The sequence below is a fragment of the Leucobacter albus genome (genome assembly GCF_039528015.1).
Taxonomy (GTDB): domain Bacteria; phylum Actinomycetota; class Actinomycetes; order Actinomycetales; family Microbacteriaceae; genus Leucobacter; species Leucobacter albus.
The window spans coordinates 413,793-431,636 of record NZ_BAAAKZ010000002.1; the positions used below are offsets into that span (position 1 = coordinate 413,793).

Here is a 17,844-nt window from a genome sequence, read left to right on the forward strand (position 1 = left end):
GATCGACTGAGTGCTAAACCTGGCGCAGTACACCTGTGGTGTCTGCCGCTTTCCCTAGACGTCCGGGAGGGGCGAATTACATGGCAAAGATGATTGCGTTTGACGAAGAGGCACGTCGCGGCCTTGAGCGGGGTCTCAACATCCTCGCTGACACTGTCAAGGTGACGCTGGGCCCGCGCGGCCGCAACGTCGTCCTTGAGAAGAAGTGGGGCGCCCCGACGATCACCAACGATGGCGTTTCGATCGCCAAGGAGATCGAGCTCGACGACCCGTACGAGAAGATCGGCGCCGAGCTCGTCAAGGAGGTCGCGAAGAAGACCGACGACGTCGCAGGCGACGGCACCACCACCGCAACCGTGCTCGCTCAGGCGCTCGTGCGCGAGGGCCTGCGCAACGTTGCCGCTGGCAGCGACCCCATCGCCCTGAAGAAGGGCATCGAGAAGGCAGTGGCAGCGGTCATCACCGAGCTGCACGCAAACTCGAAGGAGATCGAGACCACCGCCGAGATCGCAGCGACCGCTTCGATCTCCGCAGCCGACGAGCAGATCGGCGCACTGATCGCCGAGGCTATCGACAAGGTCGGCAAGGAGGGCGTCGTCACCGTTGAGGAGTCGAACACCTTCGGCACCGAGCTCGAGCTCACCGAGGGCATGCGCTTCGACAAGGGCTACCTCTCGGCGTACTTCGTCACCGACGCTGACCGCCAGGAAGTCGTCTTCGAAGACCCCTACATTCTCGTCGTCAACAGCAAGGTCTCGAACATCAAGGATCTGCTCCCCGTCGTCGATCCGGTTATCCAGTCGGGCAAGCAGCTCCTCATCATCGCTGAGGACGTCGAGGGCGAAGCACTCGCGACCCTCGTGCTCAACAAGATCCGCGGCATCTTCAAGTCGGCAGCCGTCAAGGCTCCGGGCTTCGGCGATCGCCGCAAGGCAATGCTCCAGGACATCGCTATCCTCACCGGCGGCCAGGTCATCTCGGAAGAGGTCGGCCTGAAGCTCGAGAACGCAACGCTCGACATGCTCGGCACCGCTCGCAAGGTCATCATCACCAAGGATGAGACCACCATCGTTCAGGGTGGCGGCGAGAAGGAAGCGGTCGAGGGCCGCGTGCAGCAGATCCGTCGCGAGATCGACAACACCGACAGCGACTACGACCGCGAGAAGCTCCAGGAGCGCCTCGCGAAGCTCGCTGGTGGCGTCGCAGTCATCAAGGCAGGAGCCGCGACCGAGGTCGAGCTCAAGGAGCGCAAGCACCGCATCGAAGACGCAGTGCGCAACGCGAAGGCAGCTGTTGAGGAGGGCATCGTCCCCGGCGGCGGCGTCGCACTCATCCAGGCAGGCGCGAAGGCGTTCGCGAACCTCGAGCTCACCGGCGAAGAGGCAACCGGCGCGGCAATCGTGCAGGTCGCTATCGAGGCACCGCTGAAGCAGATCGCGCTCAACGCTGGCCTCGAGCCCGGCGTCGTCGCGCACAAGGTCTCGGAGCTCCCCGTGGGCCAGGGCCTCAACGCAGCGACCGGCGAGTACGTCGACATGCTCGCAGCCGGCATCAACGACCCGGTGAAGGTCACCCGCTCGGCCCTGCAGAACGCAGCGTCGATTGCAGGCCTCTTCCTCACCACCGAGGCAGTTGTCGCTGACAAGCCCGAGCCCGCTGCTCCCATGGCAGCTGACCCGGGTGCAGGCATGGACTTCTAAGCCCCAGCGCAGCAAAAGGGCCTGGGCCACACCTTCGGGTGTGGCCCAGGCCCTTTGTCGTAGAGACGCTGCGGCAGTTAGTCGCGGGGCGGCGCCCCGTCGGAGGTCTGCGCCGCTGCGTCGTCGCTCGAGGGCTTCTTACGCCCGGCAATGAGCATGCCAGTGGTGACGCCAACGGCGACAAGCGCGATGCCGCCGATCGCGATCGCGAGCCACGGGATCGGGGCCGCTTGGGGCTCCGGCGCTGGATCCTCCGCGACGTCCTCTGGCTCCTCAGACGGGGTGGGGGTCTCCGTGACGGGCGCGAGGCCGAGCTCGCAGCCCGACACCGTGAACGACAGCGACAGCGCGTCCATGTCGTCGCCGGCGACGTAGTCGCCGTACTCGCCGTTGAACGCCGCGGCGCCGTCGGCGGTGAGTCGCACCGGGGCGTCTGCCACCGAGTAGCTCGTGCCTGTCGCGGTGGCCTTGCTCAGGTCGACGAGCGCGGCGACGACGGGCTCGAGCTCGACGTCGGCGCCCTCGGTGTCGACCGCGCCCATGCCGAGCACGAGCTGCGCGGCACCGGGGCCGGTGAACTCGATCGCGGGGTCTTGCAGGTCGAGCTTCATCGCGCCGGCGTGCCCGGTGAAGTGCACGTCGCCCGTGAAGCTCACGGCGCCGGCCTCGAGATCGGGCTGCACCTGCCCGGCGCCGTTCGCCCAGCCGAAGGCCGGTGTCTCGTACGTCGCCCCGTTTTCGGTCGTCCACTCGCCGTTCGCGATGCTGCCGCTGATGTAGTTGCGGAAGCGCTCTTTCACGCCCCACTTCAGCTCGCCGCCGCTCACCGTGCAGGTCGCTGCCTCGCTGGTGCTCGCAAAGCCGGGGCCTGCCGGGCCAAGCAGAAGCAGCCCGCCGGCAAGCCCGGCTGCCACCCCTGCTGCCACGGTGCGGCGCGCGGTGTCTCGTTTCACGTGTGTCTCCTCGGGAGGGTCAAGCGGCTAACTGGCGTTGCCTTAATCGACGTTAGCACCGCCTGCGGCGCGGCGCTGCCGCACCACCAGCGCGGTCAGCGCTGCGGCGAGAATCAGCAGCGCTCCCGCGCCTGCCCACCACATCCACACTGCCCCGCCAGCGGCCTCGGGGATAACGCCGGCGGCCTGGGCCTCAGCGACACCCGTATCCTGGCGTTTCACGACGGGCTTGTCTTGCTTGGCCTTCTTCGGGTCGATGACGTCGATAATCGCGCCGGCATCCTTCGAACCCTGCAGGGTGATCGTGTGCTTGCCCGGCTCAAGGTCGTCAGGCAGCTGGCCGATCCATCGCACCTCGCCGAACTGGTTCGCGCCAGCCTTCTTGTCGAGCACGATCGGGTCGGAGTACAGCACCACGAGCACATCGCGCTCGTCGGCTTCGAAGCCGGCGGCGACGAACTCGATCGTGCCGCCGGGCACAAGCTCCTCCTTCGGCGTGATCACGCGAATGCCCTCGGTGGTGGGAGCCGTCGCAGCGGGCTCGCGCTCGGCCTTTTGCTCGGTCTGGGTGGTCGAGCCAAACTGCACGCGGCTCGCTGCACCGACGGTGAAACTCAGCGGATCCGCCGCAAACGAGCCACTGCCCGCCGCGCCGCCCGCACTGCCGCCACCCGAGATCGAGCCGCTCACCGGCACGCCGCTCCACGTCACCTCGCCGTTCGCGCCGACGCTCTTCGACGCGGCTCCCAGGTCGAGGCCGAAGGTGCGGCCGCCCGCGCTCAGCGTGCCAGAGGTCGCGCTCGTGACCGTGATCACGGGGTTCGCGAACGGCTCGTTGAGCAGGCCCCTGTGCCCCGTGAAGGTCACGACGCCCGAGAACTGCACGGTGCCGGTCTGGGTGGCCGCGTTCCACGAGCCGCCGGCTGCCTGCGGGAAGAGGTATGCTCCCCCGCTGCCGCCGACGCCGCTCGTCGAGATCGCGCCCTTGGCGATGCGACCGGTGATGTAATCCTTGAAGCCAGCGGAAATGCCCCACGAGAGCGAGCCCGCCTGCGCCTGGCCAGACGAACCGACCGGCTTGGGCTGCGGCTTGGGCTGCGGCTTCGGCGGGGTGATGCCTGGCCCGTCTGGCCCGCCCGGGTCAACAGTGCCGGCGGTGCCGAAGCTGAAGCTCAGCGGCGCAGTGTCCTTGCCCGAGTAATCGACCCAGCCCTCGGGGTGCGAGAGCTTTGCGAACACCCCAGTGGCCTTCGCCCACGAGCGCAGGCCCGTGTCGTCGAGAGCACTCGCCCCCGGCGCGATCTTCGCCATCACAACGCGCGACATGCTGCCGACCCCGGCGGTGTCGGTGTTCGAGATCTCTGCCGAGAGCTCGGCCACGGTCGCAGACGTGAACGTGATGCGCGGGTCCTTAATCGCGATATCAAAGCCGTGGGCCTGGCTCTGGTAACGCACCGTACCCTCGTAGTGAATCGAGCCGATGCCGGTCTTCGGGTCGTAGTTGCCGCCCTTCACCTGCGTGTAGTTCGTGAGGCCGCTCGCGTCGGTCGTCGCACCCTTCGAGCCCGTGATCGTGCCGCCCGCCACGAAGCGCACGTAGCCGTTCCAACCCGTGTTGAACGCCCAGTCGAGGCCGCCAACGGTCTCGACTGGCACCTCGGGCTCGGTCGTCTTCGTCTTGTAGTTCACGGGCAGCTGCAGCTCCTGCGCCGCGTTGGCCGCCTGGCCCGCGCCGCCGGCGTAGGTGTACACGCCGAACGTGCCGCCCTCGAGCGGGCTCTCGGGGGTGTGCAGCGTGAGCGTCGCCTCGAACGCGCCGGTCGCCGGGTCAATCTCGACCCACTCCTTGCGAATCGTCTCGCGGAACTGCGCTGGCACGGCCTCGAGTGTGTCTTCTGCGAGCGCCCACTTGCGAGAATCCTTGTGCATCGTGCGCGTCGCGCCCGCGGCGCCCTTCGACGGCTGCCACTCGTTCGCAAACGAGCCGAAGACCACGAAGGTGCCCTGCGGCAGCGAGTTCGGAATGGGCATGCCGCCCGCTGGGTTCTCGGGAAGATTTGCGTACGGGTCGAAGCCGGTTCCCTTCACGACGAGCTTGTCGCCCTCACGCAGCTCCTGGTTCGTGTACGGGGTGCCGTTGGGCAGCGTCACCGTGATGGCGGGGTTGCCAGGGCGCACCGCGTCGACGTAGTCGATGGCGACCTCGAGCTCCTCGGCAGCGTTGTTCACGCTGCCGGCGCCGTAGCTGTAGACGCCGAACTTGCCGCCCGGCGCGAGCTCCTTCGGGGTGACGAGCTTCGTCGTCCACTCGAAGCTGCCGCCCTCCGTCGGCTCCACCCACTGCTTCTGCACGGCCGGCTTGTACATCGCCGGCACCGTGTCGAAGACAGAGCGCGCGAGCACCCAACCCTGGGCGTCAGCGCTCACCGCGCGCGCGGTCGCCGGGAAGCCCTGCGAGGGCCGCCACTTGTCTGCCGTGAAGTTGCCGAACACGACGTAGCTGCCCTGCGGGCCGTACGGCAGCGGCATGCCGCGGCCGCCGACGTTTGCCTCGGGGTCGAAGCCCGATCCGCGCACGACGATCTCGTCGCCGCGGTAGACCTTCTGCCCCGTGTACGGGGTGACCTCGCCGTTGATCTTCAGAAAGACCTCGATCTGCGGGTTCCACGGGCCCGTAGCCTCGGTGCCCGTGACCGTCACATCGGCCGACTTCGACGGCGCGTAGTCGCCTGCGTCGAGCGGCGTGAACTCCGCGGTGAACACGCGTGCGTCGCCCTCGGCGATCTCGGGGCTGGTGATCTGCGTCGCACCGGTCTTCGACTTCTTTACGAGGCTCACGGGGAGCGCCTTGCCGTGGGGCTGGCCGTCGGCGAAGAACTGCACGGTGCCGATGGGCAGCGCTTTGTCGGTCGGGTTTGCTTCGAAGGCCGTGACTGTTGCGACGAGGCCGACGCTGTGGCCTGCGCTCACAGACGGAGCGGAGCTCGTGATAGCGACCGAGGTCGGCATCGCCGCCTCGCCCGTGAGCTCCTGCCACTGGCTCCAGCTCAGCTGCACGTCGGCCTGGCCGACGAAGCTCGCCTCGGTGAGGTAGCCGTGGGAGCGCCAGATCACTGCGACGTATTCGGCGCCCGCGGTGAGCTCGTCGGCGGCAATCGTGACGGTCTGCGTGAACTTGCCGTCTACGATCGAGCCCGCGCCGATGCTCGTCTGGGAGACGCCTGCCCGCGCGTCAGTTGCGTATTCGCCGACGCGGCTCTTCTCGATGATGCCGATGTACACGCCCGCGTCGGGGCGGCCGCTCGGGGTCTCCGAGCCGGGGCGCAGCGCGATGCCGCTCGCCTGCACGTCGAGCTCGAGCTTCTTGGCGCTTGCCTCCTCAGCCTTGACCGCGGCCTTCACGGCGATCTTCGGCGGGAAGACGGCGTCCCACTGAGCCGTCGAGACCTTCAGGTCTGCCTGGCCGAGGTAGCGCTCCTTCGTCATCATGCCGTGCGCGAGCCATGAGACCGCCACGTACTGCTTCGAGCGATCGAGCTTGTCTGCCGGCACGCTGATGTCGCGCGTCACCTTGCCGCCCTTGATGAGCGTCTTGTAGGCGAAATCCTGTGTGGCACCGGCCTTGGCGTCGGCAGCGTACTCGTCAACGCGATCCTTCTCGATGATGCCGACGTACACACCCTGGTCGTCCTTGCCCGTATCGGGCACATCGGCCGCCGCGCGCAGCACGATGTTCTCAATCGTGGCCGACAGTTCGAGCCCCGTGGTCGAGGCACCGGTCACGGCCGCCGCGACGGTGGGCTCGGCCGGTTCGACGGGCGTCGTCTCCTCGGTCGCCGTGATCGAGATGGCGGCGGAGGTCGAGGGCGCAAACGCCGCGGCGTCTGCGGGGGTGAAGGTGGCGGTGAAGGCGTGCGAACCCGCCGCGAGGGCCTGGGTGGTGACCGTGGCGGATCCTGAAGTGACCTGCTGTGGCGACCCCACGGGCGCACCGGCCGCATCAACGAACGCGACGGAGCCCGCCGCCTCGGTCGGCGCGACGGTCGCCGTCAGCGAGACGCTCGCGCCAGCCTCAACTGTCGTCGCGGCCGCGGTGAGCGTGGTGCTCGTCGCGGTCGCCTCGGGGGCGGGCGGGAACACGAGGTTCCACTGCTCGTCGGTCACCGTCATCGCCTGCCGCAGCACGATCGCCTCGTCTGAGGGGTTGCCGTGCGCGTACCAGATGAGCAGTTCGTAGGCGGTGTCGCGGTTCAGGCCGTCGGCAGGCGCGGCGACAAAGGTCGTGCTGCCCGCCCCATCGGGCATCTGCGCGGGGGTGACCCAGTTACCCTGGCCAACGGTCTCGACGGTTCCCTGCTTCACGAGCGCGGCGTAGACGCCCATGTTCTGCGGGGGCCCGAGCGGCGAGGGCGCGACGCCCGAGAACTCGACGCGAATCTCGAGCCCGGCGGCGCTCGCCGACTGCACGGTCGTCTTCGCGGCCGCCCCCGCTGCGGTTTCGGCAGCCTGCGCCGCAGGCGTAATGAGCAGCCCGCTCAGAGCCACGAGCAGGGAGGTAATAACGGCAAGAGTTTTGGCGCCGAGGCGGCCATTCTTCGCGGCGAGAGTGCTCACTACGGGCGTCTCCTAGAATTCGTTTTGCTTGGCTGCTTTGCGGGCGCCCAGGCACACATCGGATCGAACTGAGGCTGACCTAAGTTCGCATACACCGTAATAGTCTGACGAATATCGTCTGATGATGCAACTTTGGCACTTACCCATGCCCTCGGCAGCGCTCCGCCCCGCTTGGTTTGCACAGCGGGCGCCCGGCGAATCGCGCGTATGCTGGGCGCAGCAGCAAACTTCGGAAGGTGCATGATGGCAGCAATCGGCGAGGGCAACTACCCGTTCCAACTCAGCGATAGCGAGTGGCGGGCGCGGTTGACGCCAGATGAGTACGCGATTCTCCGCGAGGCGGCGACCGAGCGCGCGGGCACCGGCGAACTCCTCGGTGAATGGGGCGACGGCCTGTACTCGTGCCGCGGCTGCGGCGCCGAGCTCTTCAAGAGCGGCACAAAGTTCGAGTCGCACTGCGGCTGGCCGAGCTTCTACGACAGCATCAACCCCGATGCGGTCGAGCTGCTCGAAGACACCACCCTCGGGCAGGTGCGCACCGAGGTTCGCTGCGCGAACTGCGGCTCGCACCTCGGGCACGTCTTCCCCGACGGGTTTGGCACCCCGACCGGCAACCGGTTCTGCATGAACTCGCTTGCTCTCGGCTTCGACGCGGCCGACTAAATCGCTGCGGGCTGGTCGCTGCGGGCTAATCCGCTGCGGGCTGGTCGCTGCGGGCTGGTCGCTGCGGGCTAATCCGCTGCGGGCTGGTCGCTGCGGGCTGGTCGCTGCGGGCTAATCCGCTGCGGGCTGGTCCGCTTCGGCGCGGCCCGTCATTCTCGGCCCGCCACCGGCTTGCTCGGAACAGCCGCGATCACCACGGCGACGAGCGCGATGAGCGTGCCCGCAACCAGTGCCGGCGTGAGCCCGCCTGCCAGCGGGAACCCGATTTCGAAGGCGATCGCGGCGACGAGCTGCCCAGCGACGTTCGACATGCTGAGCAGTAGCACGCCGGCCCTGCGCACGAGCATCGCAGCGACGGCGATGAACACCACGCCGATCAGGCCGCCGCTGTAGAGCCACAGCTCGCTCGGCCAGTGCGTCGGCCACCCGGTGAACAGCAGCGACACGACGGCTGCGAGCACGAGCAGCGCGGTGCCAACGATGAAGTTCGTGAGCGTCGCGGTCACCGCGCTCTGCGCCGCCGCCCGCACGAGCCCGTTGACCATCGACTGCGCAGCGACGCCGGCGCCCACAATCACAGGTACCAAGACGAGCAGCGCAAGCGACGAGTCGAGCGCACCCGCGACCGTGACGACAACGGCAACGATCGCGAGGGCCGCCCCGACCAAACGCGTTGGGGTGGCACGAATTCTGCCGCCGGGGCCGAGCCCGAGCCGATCGAGCACGAGGCCGCCAGAGACCTGACCGGCCACGATGCCAACGGTGAAGAGTGCAACGCCGATGAGCGGGGTGATCAGACCCTGGTTGAGCACGAGAAACGCGCCGCCTGCCCCGCCGAGCAGCGCCCAGCGCGGCAGCCTGCCGGCGGCTATCTCGCGCCGCACCAGGCCAATGCCCTGCCGGCCGCGCCGCGACACCAGCAGCACAAGCAGCATCACGACGAGGCCGCCGCCGAACGAGATCGCAGCGGCGACAAAGCCGTTGCCGAGTTGCTGCGAGAGGCCCCCGTTGATGCGAGACTGCAGGGCCACGAGCACTCCGGCGAGCCCAGAGCCGACAAGGGCCGCCGCGAGCTGCAGTTTGGGGTGCGCCATTTGCCCAACTATATCGGCTCCCAGCCGTGCCCTGCCCTGCCCGCCGTGCCCGCCGTGCCCGCCGTGCCCCGCCCCGACCCGCCCACCCCAACGCAGGTTTCTGCACGTAACGCGCGTTTAGAGACGCCCATACTGCGCGTTTCCCGCAGAAAGTTGTCGGGCGGGGCCCGGGGCCCGGGGCGCGGGGCCCGCGAACACGCACACGCCCGCGCACACGCAGAACGGCCCCGCCGAGGCGGGGCCGTTCGTGTGAGCCCCCTATCGGACTCGAACCGATCACCTGCAGTTTACAAGGCTGCTGCTCTACCAGATGAGCTAAGGAGGCGCTGGGGCGGCCGAAGCCGCCCCTCCGATCTTAGTCGGAAATTTGTTACTCCGTTGCCGCGTCAGCGGCACCGGCCTGTTCGATCTCACCCTTGATCTTCAGCATGAAGGTTTCGAGCGAGCCATCGCGCCCCTCATTCCACTGCTGACCGTTGACGAGCACGAGCGGTGTCGAGACGAGGCGCTGCGGCCCGCCCTCGGGCTGCAGCTCGGTCGCGCTGTTCGGCATGAGCAGGCGCTGGCCCTCTGCGAGGCCCGAGATGCCCTCGCCGGCCTTCGTGTAGTTCTCGGTGAAGAACGCGCTGAACGGGCGATCTTGGATGCAGCTCTTGAGCTCGCTCGTTGGCTTCGCGCCGGCGGCCTCTGCCTGCTTGAGCAGCTCCTTGTCGTCGAGACCCGGGGTGCGCTCCTGCGGCTGAACCTCGGGGCTCAGCAGGCGCTTGTGCAGCTCGAAGGCGAAGTCTGGCTGCTGCTCGACGACGCAACCGAAGGCGTTCGCCGCACGGGTCGAGTACTTGGTGCCGAGCGAGGTCGAATCGAGGAAGTTGATCGGGTAGATCGCGAGGTTCGCGTCGCCCGAGCCAACGTAGTTCTCAAGCATGACGCCGTTCTGGGCCTCGAAGTTACCGCAGGCTGGGCACATGTAGTCGACGTACACGGTGACATCGAGCGGCAGCTCGTCGCGGTTCGTTTCGGGCGCAACGCGCTCTGCGCTCGGGTCGGCGAGCGCAGGCGACGGCACGACCTTGAGGTCTTTCGTGAACACGACGGCGCCCGAGCTCATGTTCTTCGGGCCGGGCCCTGCTGGCTTGAGCGTCTGCGTCAAGATGAGCCCGACGATCGCGAGAATCGCGATGACGCCGAGCACGACGCCTCCCTGAATATAGAGGCGGCGGCGCTTTTCGCGCTTCTTCTCTGCCTCACGAGCGAGCTTTGCCTGCTCCCGTGCCTGAGCACGGCGCTCGTTCTTCGACAGTCGTGACGTGGTGTCATTCGACATTGCTGTGTTTCCTCCAGAGAGACATCGTGGGTCGATGCAGGGTGATGGGCAAAGCGCTGGTGCGCTTGCTACTTCTTCTTAGCTCGGCGCTCGGCGCGGTTGGCCGGGCCTGCCTCATCGGCTGGCACCTGCTGCCCGAAGGCGCCGCGGGTGGTCGGCTGAGCCTGCTGCGCTGGGCGCTGCTTGCCCTTCGCGCCCTTCGCCGCTGCGCCGCTCACCTCGGGCGTGCCGTCTTCGTCTGGCGCGCTGTAGCTGAGCTGCGCCTCGTCGGGCTTCGTCTGCTCGTCGAGCCCGCCCCCCTCGAGGTGCACGTGGCCCTCGTGGCCAGGCTCGTTCGGGCGAACCTGCACTTCGAGGTTGTAGAGCAGCCCTACCGACTCCTCCTTGATCTGGCCCATCATGCCCTCGAACATCGTGAAGCCCTCGCGCTGGTACTCGACGAGCGGGTCGCGCTGCGCCATCGCGCGCAGGCCGATGCCCTCCTTGAGGTAGTCCATCTCGTAGAGGTGGTCGCGCCAGCGGCGGTCGATCGTGGTGAGCACGACACGGCGCTCGAGCTCGCGCATTGCCTCTTCGCCGAGCGACGCCTCGCGGTTCGCGTACGCGACCTCGGCGTCAGAGAGAATCTCGCGTCGCAGGTAGTTCTTGTCGACGCGCCCGTTCGGCGCCTCGGCGACGACCTCGTCGACGGTCAACCCGATCGGGTAGAGCTGCTTGAGGTCTGACCAGAGTGCGTCGAAGTCCCAGTTCTCGTCTGCGCCGTGCGAGTCGAGAATGGCGTCGATGGTCTGCTCACGGAACGCGATAACGCGCTCCTCGATCTCTTCGCCGTCAAGAATCTGCGCGCGGTCGCTGTAGATCGCCTTGCGCTGGCGGTTGAGCACGTCGTCGTATTTCAGCACGTTCTTGCGAATCTCGGCGTTGCGCGCCTCGACCTGGCTCTGAGCGCTCTGAATCGAGCGGGTGACCATCTTCGACTCGATCGCGAGGTCGTCGGGGAAGCTGTCGCGGTTCATGAGGGCAGCTGCTGCGCCCGAGTTGAACAGGCGCATGAGGTCGTCTGCGAGCGAGAGGTAGAACCGGCTCTCGCCCGGGTCGCCCTGACGGCCGGAGCGGCCGCGCAGCTGGTTGTCGATGCGGCGCGACTCGTGGCGCTCGGTGCCGAGCACGTAGAGCCCACCGGCGTCGGTGACCTTCGAGGCCTCGCCCGCAACGGCCTCCTTCACCGCTTCGAACACCTCGTCCCAGGCTGCCTCGTAGCCCTCGGGGTCTTCTTCAGTGGAGAAGCCGCGCGCCGTCATCTCTTGCACGGCGAGGAACTCGGCGTTGCCGCCGAGCATGATGTCGGTGCCGCGGCCGGCCATGTTCGTGGCGACGGTGACGGCGCCGAAGCGGCCCGCCTGCGCGATGATCGCGGCCTCGCGCGCGTGGTTCTTCGCGTTCAAGACCTCGTGGCGCACGCCCTTCTTCGCGAGCTGGCGCGAGAGGTACTCGCTCTTCTCGACGCTCGTGGTGCCGACGAGTACGGGCTGGCCCTTTTCGTGCCGCTCCGCAATGTCGTCGACGACCGCCGCGAACTTTGCCTCCTCGTTCTTGTAGACGAGGTCGGGCTGGTCGATGCGCTGCATCTTCTTGTTCGTCGGAATCGGCACGACGCCGAGCTTGTAGGTCGACATGAACTCGCCGGCCTCGGTTTCGGCGGTACCTGTCATGCCCGAGAGCTTGTCGTAGAGGCGGAAGAAGTTCTGGAGGGTGACGGTGGCGAGCATCTGGTTCTCTGCTTTGACCTGCACGCCCTCCTTCGCCTCGATGGCCTGGTGCATGCCCTCGTTGTAGCGACGCCCGGCAAGAATACGGCCGGTGTGTTCGTCGACGATGAGCACCTCGCCGTTCAGCACGACGTAGTCTTTGTCGCGCGTGAACAGTGCCTTCGCCTTGATCGAGTTGTTCAAGAACGAGATCAGCGGGGTGTTTACCGACTCGTAGAGGTTGGTGATGCCGAGGTGATCCTCGACCTTCTCGATGCCTGGCTCGAGCACGCCGACGGTGCGCTTCTTCTCGTCGACCTCGTAGTCAACGCCTGCCTCGAGCGTCTTCGCGATGCGCGCGAACTCTCCAAACCAGCGGTTGCCCTCGCCCGAGGAGGGGCCCGAGATGATGAGCGGCGTGCGCGCCTCGTCGATGAGAATCGAGTCGACCTCATCGATGATGGCGAAGAAGTGGCTGCGCTGCACGCGCTCGGCAGCGGTCGAGGCCATGTTGTCGCGCAGGTAGTCGAAGCCGAACTCGTTGTTCGTGCCGTAGGTGATGTCGGCGTCGTACTGCTTGCGACGCTCCACCGGGTCTTGCCCGGAGATGATGCACCCGGTCGTGAGCCCGAGCGCGCGGAACACGCGCCCCATCAGCTCTGACTGGTAGCTCGCGAGATAGTCGTTGACTGTGACGACGTGCACACCCTTGCCCGCGAGGGCGTTGAGGTACGCGGGCATCGTTGCCACGAGCGTCTTGCCCTCACCGGTCTTCATCTCGGAGATATTGCCGAGGTGCAGGTTCGCGCCGCCCATCACCTGCACGTCGAAGGGGCGCAGCCCGATCGTGCGCTTCGCCGCCTCACGAACGGCCGCGAACGCCTCGGGAAGCAGATCGTCGAGCGTTTCGCCCGCGGCGAGGCGGGCCTTGAACTCGTCGGTCTCCCCGCGCAATTCCTCGTCGCTGAGACTCTCAAAGGAGGGCTCAAGATCGTTGACGGTCTTGGCCAACCGCTCGAGCTTCTTGAGCGTGCGTCCTTCGCCGACGCGAAGGATCTTCTCGAGGACTGTCGCCACGTTGTGTCTCCTGTACGGTAGTGCGCGATGAGCTGCGGCGCAGGGCATCGTCGTTGCCTAATTGTGACAACTCCTCAGCTTAGCAACGGCTGTGGGCGTTGCGCTGGGAATTCCTCCCTTAATTTGAATCATTCAAAATAAGGGCTACACTGGGTACATGCCCATCACACACCACGCCACCGAGTCAGCCGCCCGGCTCAATGCCGCCGGCCTGCGCTCAACGGCGCCACGGCGGGCGGTGCTCGACGCACTGCAGCCGGGTGGGCACCTCGATGCCAGCGAGCTCTACGAGCGCCTGCGCAACGAGCTCCCGGGCACCTCGCTTCAGGCAATCTACGGCGTACTCACAGCGCTTACCGAGGCAAATCTCGTGCGCCGGGTGACCCCGGCTGGCGGTTCAGCGCGGTACGAGGCAAGGGTTGGCGACAACCACCACCACCTGCTCTGCAGGTCGTGTGGTCGCCTCGAAGACGTGCCGTGCGCGGTGGGGGCCGCGCCGTGCCTCACGCCGTCGACCGACCACGGGTTCAGCATCGAATCTGCCGAGGTGACGTTCCACGGCCTGTGCAGCGACTGCGCGACGACCGGCTAGCCCGCCCCCGCCGCCACAGGGCACGCGGCACAGGGCACGCGGCACCCGAAAACTAGCAGCACCGAGCGGGCGCCGAGCCCACGATCTTTCTGTCCCAAACTCCCATCCGACTCAACCCCACGAAATGAGACATTATGGCTGAGAAGAACACTCTGACGACCCAGACGGGCACCCCCGTCGCAAACAACGAGCACTCGCTCACCGTCGGCCCCGACGGCCCCACGGTTCTCCACGACCACTACCTGCTCGAGAAGCTCGCCTCGTTCAACCGCGAGCGTGTGCCCGAGCGCAACCCGCACGCAAAGGGCGGCGGCGCCTTCGGTGAGTTCGTGGTCACCGAAGACGTGTCGCAGTACACCCGCGCTGCCGTGTTCCAGCCCGGCGCCAAGGCCGAGACGCTGATCCGCTTCTCGTCGGTCGCCGGCGAGCAGGGATCCCCCGACACCTGGCGCGACGTGCGCGGCTTCTCGCTGCGTTTCTACACGCCAGAGGGCAACCTCGACATCGTGGGCAACAACACGCCGACCTTCTTCATTCGCGACGGCATCAAGTTCCCCGACTTCATCCACTCGCAGAAGCGCCTCGGCGCCTCGGGCCTGCGCGACGCAGACATGCAGTGGGATTTCTGGACGCTCTCGCCCGAGTCCGCGCACCAGGTGACCTACCTCATGGGCGACCGCGGCCTCTCGAAGAGCTGGCGCCACCTCAACGGCTACGGTTCGCACACCTACCAGTGGATCAACGCTGAGGGCGAGCGCTTCTGGGTGAAGTACCACTTCATCTCGCAGCAGGGCGTCGAGCGCCTCTCGCCCGAAGAGGCAGAGAAGCTTGCCGGCTCAGACGCCGACTACTACCGCCGCGACCTGTTCGAGTCGATCGAGCGCGGCGACTTCCCGTCGTGGGATGTCTACGTGCAGATCATGCCGTACGAAGAGGCGAAGACCTACCGCTTCAACCCGTTCGACCTCACGAAGGTGTGGCCGAAGGCTGACTACCCGCGCATCAAGGTCGGCACCTTCACCCTGAACCGCAACCCAGAGAACTTCTTCGCTCAGATCGAGCAGGCCGCGTTCACCCCGGGCAACCAGGTTCCAGGCACGGGCATCTCACCCGACAAGATGCTCATGGCTCGCGTGTTCTCGTACGCAGACGCGCACCGTCACCGCATCGGCGCGAACTTCAACCAGCTGCCGGTGAACCAGCCGCACGCTGGCGAGGTGAACAACTACCAGCACGAGGGCAACATGCGCTACCACTTCAACAGCGCAGAGCACCGCACCTACTCGCCGAACTCGTACGGTCAGGCTGGCGGCCCCGTCGCCGACCCGATCAAGGGCGTCGAGGCGAACTGGGAGGCCGACGGCGCACTCGTGCGCTCCGCGGCAACGCTGCGCGCCGACGACGACGATTTCGGCCAGGCGGGCACCCTTTACCGCGACGTGTTCTCGGCTGAGGAGAAGGCGCGCTTCCATGCCGTGCTCGGCGGCCAGGCTGAGTCGATCACCGTCGACCGCATTCGCGAGGCATTCTTCCAGTACTGGACGAACGTCGACGCTGAGCTCGGCGCGACCCTGCGCGCGAACTACGCGAAGTAACTCCGAGTAGTTCTCACGAGCGAGGGCCGGGGTCAACCAAACGGTTGGCCCCGGCCCTCGCGTTTTATGCTCGCGGTCTGAAAGGATTGGTTCGTGCAGCATTCTGAAGCCCGAGATCGCCAGCTGCGCCCGCGAGTGCTCGTCGTGCTGCCGACCTACAACGAGCGACAATCGCTGCAACCTGTCGCGGAGGCCGTGCTCGCCGCGGCTCCCGGCGTCGATCTGCTGATCGTCGACGACGCGAGCCCCGACGGCACTGGCGACATCGCAGACGCGCTCGCGGGGGGCTCGCCGAGGGTCACCGTCATGCATCGCGGCGGCAAACTCGGTCTCGGAACCGCCTACATCGCGGGGTTTCGCGCCGCGCTCGAGCGCGGGTACGACTTCGCCGTTGAGATGGACTCAGACGGCTCGCACCAGCCCGGCGACCTGCCAAGGCTCCTCGCCGCGGCGCGCGATGGCGCGGATCTTGTCATCGGCACGCGGTGGATGCCCGGTGGGCGGATCGTCCACTGGCCGCTGCACCGCCGCGTGCTTTCGAAGGGGGGCACGGCCTTCGCCCGCCGCGCGCTGAGATCTGAGCTGCGCGATCTGACGAGCGGCTTTCGGGTGCTCTCACGCGAGAGCCTCACGCGACTGCAGCTCGACTCCATCGTTTCCGAGGGCTACGCGTTTCAGGTCGAAACCGCGTGGCGGCTCGAGCGGCAGGGGTGCCGCGTCACCGAAGTTCCGATCACGTTTGTCGAGCGCGCGGCCGGCCGTTCGAAAATGTCGTGGCGCATCATGCGCGAGGCGTTCACGAACGTGCTCCGCTGGGGCAAAGAGGTGCGATCACAGGCGTCGCAGCGGGCCTCGCAACGAAACTGACCGCCCCGAAGATGCTCGGGGCGGTCAGTCGTGCGCAGGCGATTACTCTGCGAGCGAGATGACGCCGTAGTTCCACCCCTTGCGGCGGTACACGACGCTCGGCTTGTCGGTCTCGGCGTCGATGAAGAGGAAGAAATCGTGGCCAACGAGCTCCATCTGGTCGACCGCGTCTTCCACGGGCAGGCGCTCTGCCGGGAACTCCTTGGAGCGAATGACCACGGGGCTGTATGCCTCGTCGGTCTCGGCCACGACGGGCACGGAGCCAGTGGCGACAGCGTCGATCACCTCTGCCGAGGCGGGCTGCAGGTCGACCACGGCGAAGTCGTTCGCTGCCGCGTCGCCGAGCGACGTGCGGCCCTTGCCACGGCGGTCGTGTGCGCGGTCTTTCGAGCGGCGAATGCGCTCAAGCACACGGCCGTAGGCGATGTCGTAGGCCGAGTACTTGTCTGGCCCGACTGACTCGGCACGGATCACCGGGCCGGGCCCGACGAGGGTGATCTCGACGCGATCACCGTGCTTCGGGCTCTTGTCACTCAGCCGCGAGACGCGCACCTCGAAGGCCTGCGCTTTCGGAAGGAGGCCTGCGACCTTCTCCGTTTTCGATTCGACATACTGCTCGAACCGATCTGTAATCTCGACATTCCGACCGTGGATGCTGACGTCCATGACGACCTCCCAGGTGACTCGGGCGGGTGGGCCAGTGTGGCGCACCACTACGCCTTTCTCGAACATTACCCTCTTTCGCCTGTGAGGTTCCACTCTGTTTTTTGTGGCGCGTCGCGGCGCACCGCCGAGCACAGTGCCACGACGGCGACGACGGTGGCGCCCGCCGCCTCGAGTGCTGCCACCGCTGCCCGCGCCGTCGCGCCGGTTGTCACGATGTCGTCGACAAGCACAACGCTTCGCCCGTGCACCGTGCGCGTCTTCGATCGCCTCACCGTGATGCGGCTAGCGTTCGCTTCGCGCGCAACGGCGCTCAGCCCCACCTGCCCGGTTCGGCCGCGCGATGCTGCGAGCGCCGAGCAGCGCTCGAGCGGCAGCCGCCCGCGCAGCAGCGCCACCCGCACAAGCTCATCGACGTGCCGCCACCCGCGCTCGCGCGTTCGCTGGCGCCGGGAGGGCGCCGGCACGACGAGCGGCATGGGGCTGCCCGGGCGCGCGCCGGGCCTGGCGTCAGGCGTGGTCTCGGGAGTCGCGGCGAGCGCTGCGACGAGGGTAGTTCTAAGGCGCGCGCCGAGGGGGCGCACAAACCCGTAGGCGCCGCCGTGCTTATAGCTGAGCAGCACGCTGCGCAGCGCCCCCGCGTACTCGCTCGCGGCGTAGCACGGCGCTCCGGCACCGTCGACCCGCACGAGCGGCTGCGCCGGCGGCCCCGTGACGATCTCGTCGCGGCAACCGTCGCAGAGCTCCCTGTCGAGCGCCCCGCACCCGGCGCAGGCCGTCGGCCACAGGAGCGCGAGCGCGTCGAGCGCGAGTTCCCGCAGCTTGAGTTTCGTGTGGTGTTGGTTCATCGCCTCAGCCTTCCGCGCGAGCGGCGCGTGGCGCGGCTCGCGCCGCGGAACGTGGAGCCCACAGGTGCGAAACGGCGAAGCGACCCGGGTGTGGAGAAGCCGCGAT

Annotated in this window: 12 protein-coding genes and 1 tRNA gene; 5 read left to right on the forward strand and 8 right to left on the reverse strand. The window is 67.3% G+C overall.

Annotated elements, in window-relative coordinates:
• Positions 1-80 precede the first annotated feature (80 nt).
• Entirely contained in the window at positions 81-1,700 is a 1,620-nt protein-coding gene (groL, locus tag ABD115_RS03475; protein WP_121078806.1) for a chaperonin GroEL, read from the forward strand.
• Positions 1,701-1,777: 77 nt separating this feature from the next.
• Here groL and ABD115_RS03480 read toward each other — a convergent pair whose 3' ends face one another.
• Positions 1,778-2,653, reverse strand: a complete 876-nt coding sequence (locus ABD115_RS03480; RefSeq protein WP_343958241.1) for an HtaA domain-containing protein — start codon at positions 2,651-2,653, stop codon at positions 1,778-1,780.
• A gap of 42 nt (positions 2,654-2,695) precedes the next feature.
• Entirely contained in the window at positions 2,696-7,267 is a 4,572-nt protein-coding gene (locus ABD115_RS03485) for an HtaA domain-containing protein (RefSeq protein ID WP_343958243.1), read from the reverse strand.
• Positions 7,268-7,510: 243 nt separating this feature from the next.
• Between ABD115_RS03485 and msrB the strand changes: the two genes are divergently transcribed.
• Positions 7,511-7,930 (forward strand): peptide-methionine (R)-S-oxide reductase MsrB, encoded by a 420-nt coding sequence (msrB, locus tag ABD115_RS03490; RefSeq protein ID WP_343958245.1) that lies wholly within the window; start codon positions 7,511-7,513, stop codon positions 7,928-7,930.
• A gap of 149 nt (positions 7,931-8,079) precedes the next feature.
• On the opposite strand, the gene ABD115_RS03495 is transcribed toward msrB, so the two are convergent.
• The 4 genes from ABD115_RS03495 to secA all read right to left on the reverse strand — a co-directional run bounded on the left by ABD115_RS03495 (position 8,080) and on the right by secA (position 13,173).
• Complete coding sequence (locus tag ABD115_RS03495) at positions 8,080-9,024, reverse strand: DMT family transporter (RefSeq protein WP_343958247.1); 945 nt, start codon at positions 9,022-9,024, stop codon at positions 8,080-8,082.
• 252 nt (positions 9,025-9,276) lie between these two features.
• A tRNA-Thr gene (locus ABD115_RS03500) sits at positions 9,277-9,349 on the reverse strand.
• A 45-nt stretch (positions 9,350-9,394) separates the two neighbouring features.
• On the reverse strand, positions 9,395-10,348 hold the full coding sequence (locus ABD115_RS03505; RefSeq protein WP_343958249.1) for a DsbA family protein: 954 nt from the start codon (positions 10,346-10,348) through the stop codon (positions 9,395-9,397).
• Between the two features lie 68 nt (positions 10,349-10,416).
• Positions 10,417-13,173: a preprotein translocase subunit SecA gene (gene secA, locus ABD115_RS03510; RefSeq protein ID WP_343958251.1), complete on the reverse strand. Its 2,757-nt coding sequence runs from the start codon at positions 13,171-13,173 to the stop codon at positions 10,417-10,419.
• A 157-nt stretch (positions 13,174-13,330) separates the two neighbouring features.
• On the opposite strand from secA, the gene ABD115_RS03515 reads away from it, so the two are divergent.
• The 3 genes from ABD115_RS03515 (at position 13,331) to ABD115_RS03525 (ending at position 16,227) form a co-directional block, all read left to right on the forward strand.
• The gene (locus ABD115_RS03515) at positions 13,331-13,765 is read left to right on the forward strand and encodes a Fur family transcriptional regulator (RefSeq protein WP_343958253.1); all 435 of its coding nucleotides are present in this window, start codon (positions 13,331-13,333) and stop codon (positions 13,763-13,765) included.
• A 134-nt stretch (positions 13,766-13,899) separates the two neighbouring features.
• Positions 13,900-15,360, forward strand: coding sequence for a catalase (locus tag ABD115_RS03520; RefSeq protein ID WP_343958255.1), 1,461 nt, complete (start codon positions 13,900-13,902; stop codon positions 15,358-15,360).
• Positions 15,361-15,453: 93 nt separating this feature from the next.
• Entirely contained in the window at positions 15,454-16,227 is a 774-nt protein-coding gene (locus ABD115_RS03525) for a polyprenol monophosphomannose synthase (protein WP_343958257.1), read from the forward strand.
• Between the two features lie 42 nt (positions 16,228-16,269).
• Here the strand turns inward: ABD115_RS03525 and hpf are convergent, their stop codons facing one another.
• A complete protein-coding gene (hpf, locus tag ABD115_RS03530) occupies positions 16,270-16,893 on the reverse strand; it encodes a ribosome hibernation-promoting factor, HPF/YfiA family (protein WP_343958319.1) in 624 nt (207 codons plus the stop codon).
• A gap of 65 nt (positions 16,894-16,958) precedes the next feature.
• The gene (locus ABD115_RS03535) at positions 16,959-17,738 is read right to left on the reverse strand and encodes a ComF family protein (RefSeq protein WP_343958259.1); all 780 of its coding nucleotides are present in this window, start codon (positions 17,736-17,738) and stop codon (positions 16,959-16,961) included.
• Positions 17,739-17,844 lie beyond the last annotated feature (106 nt).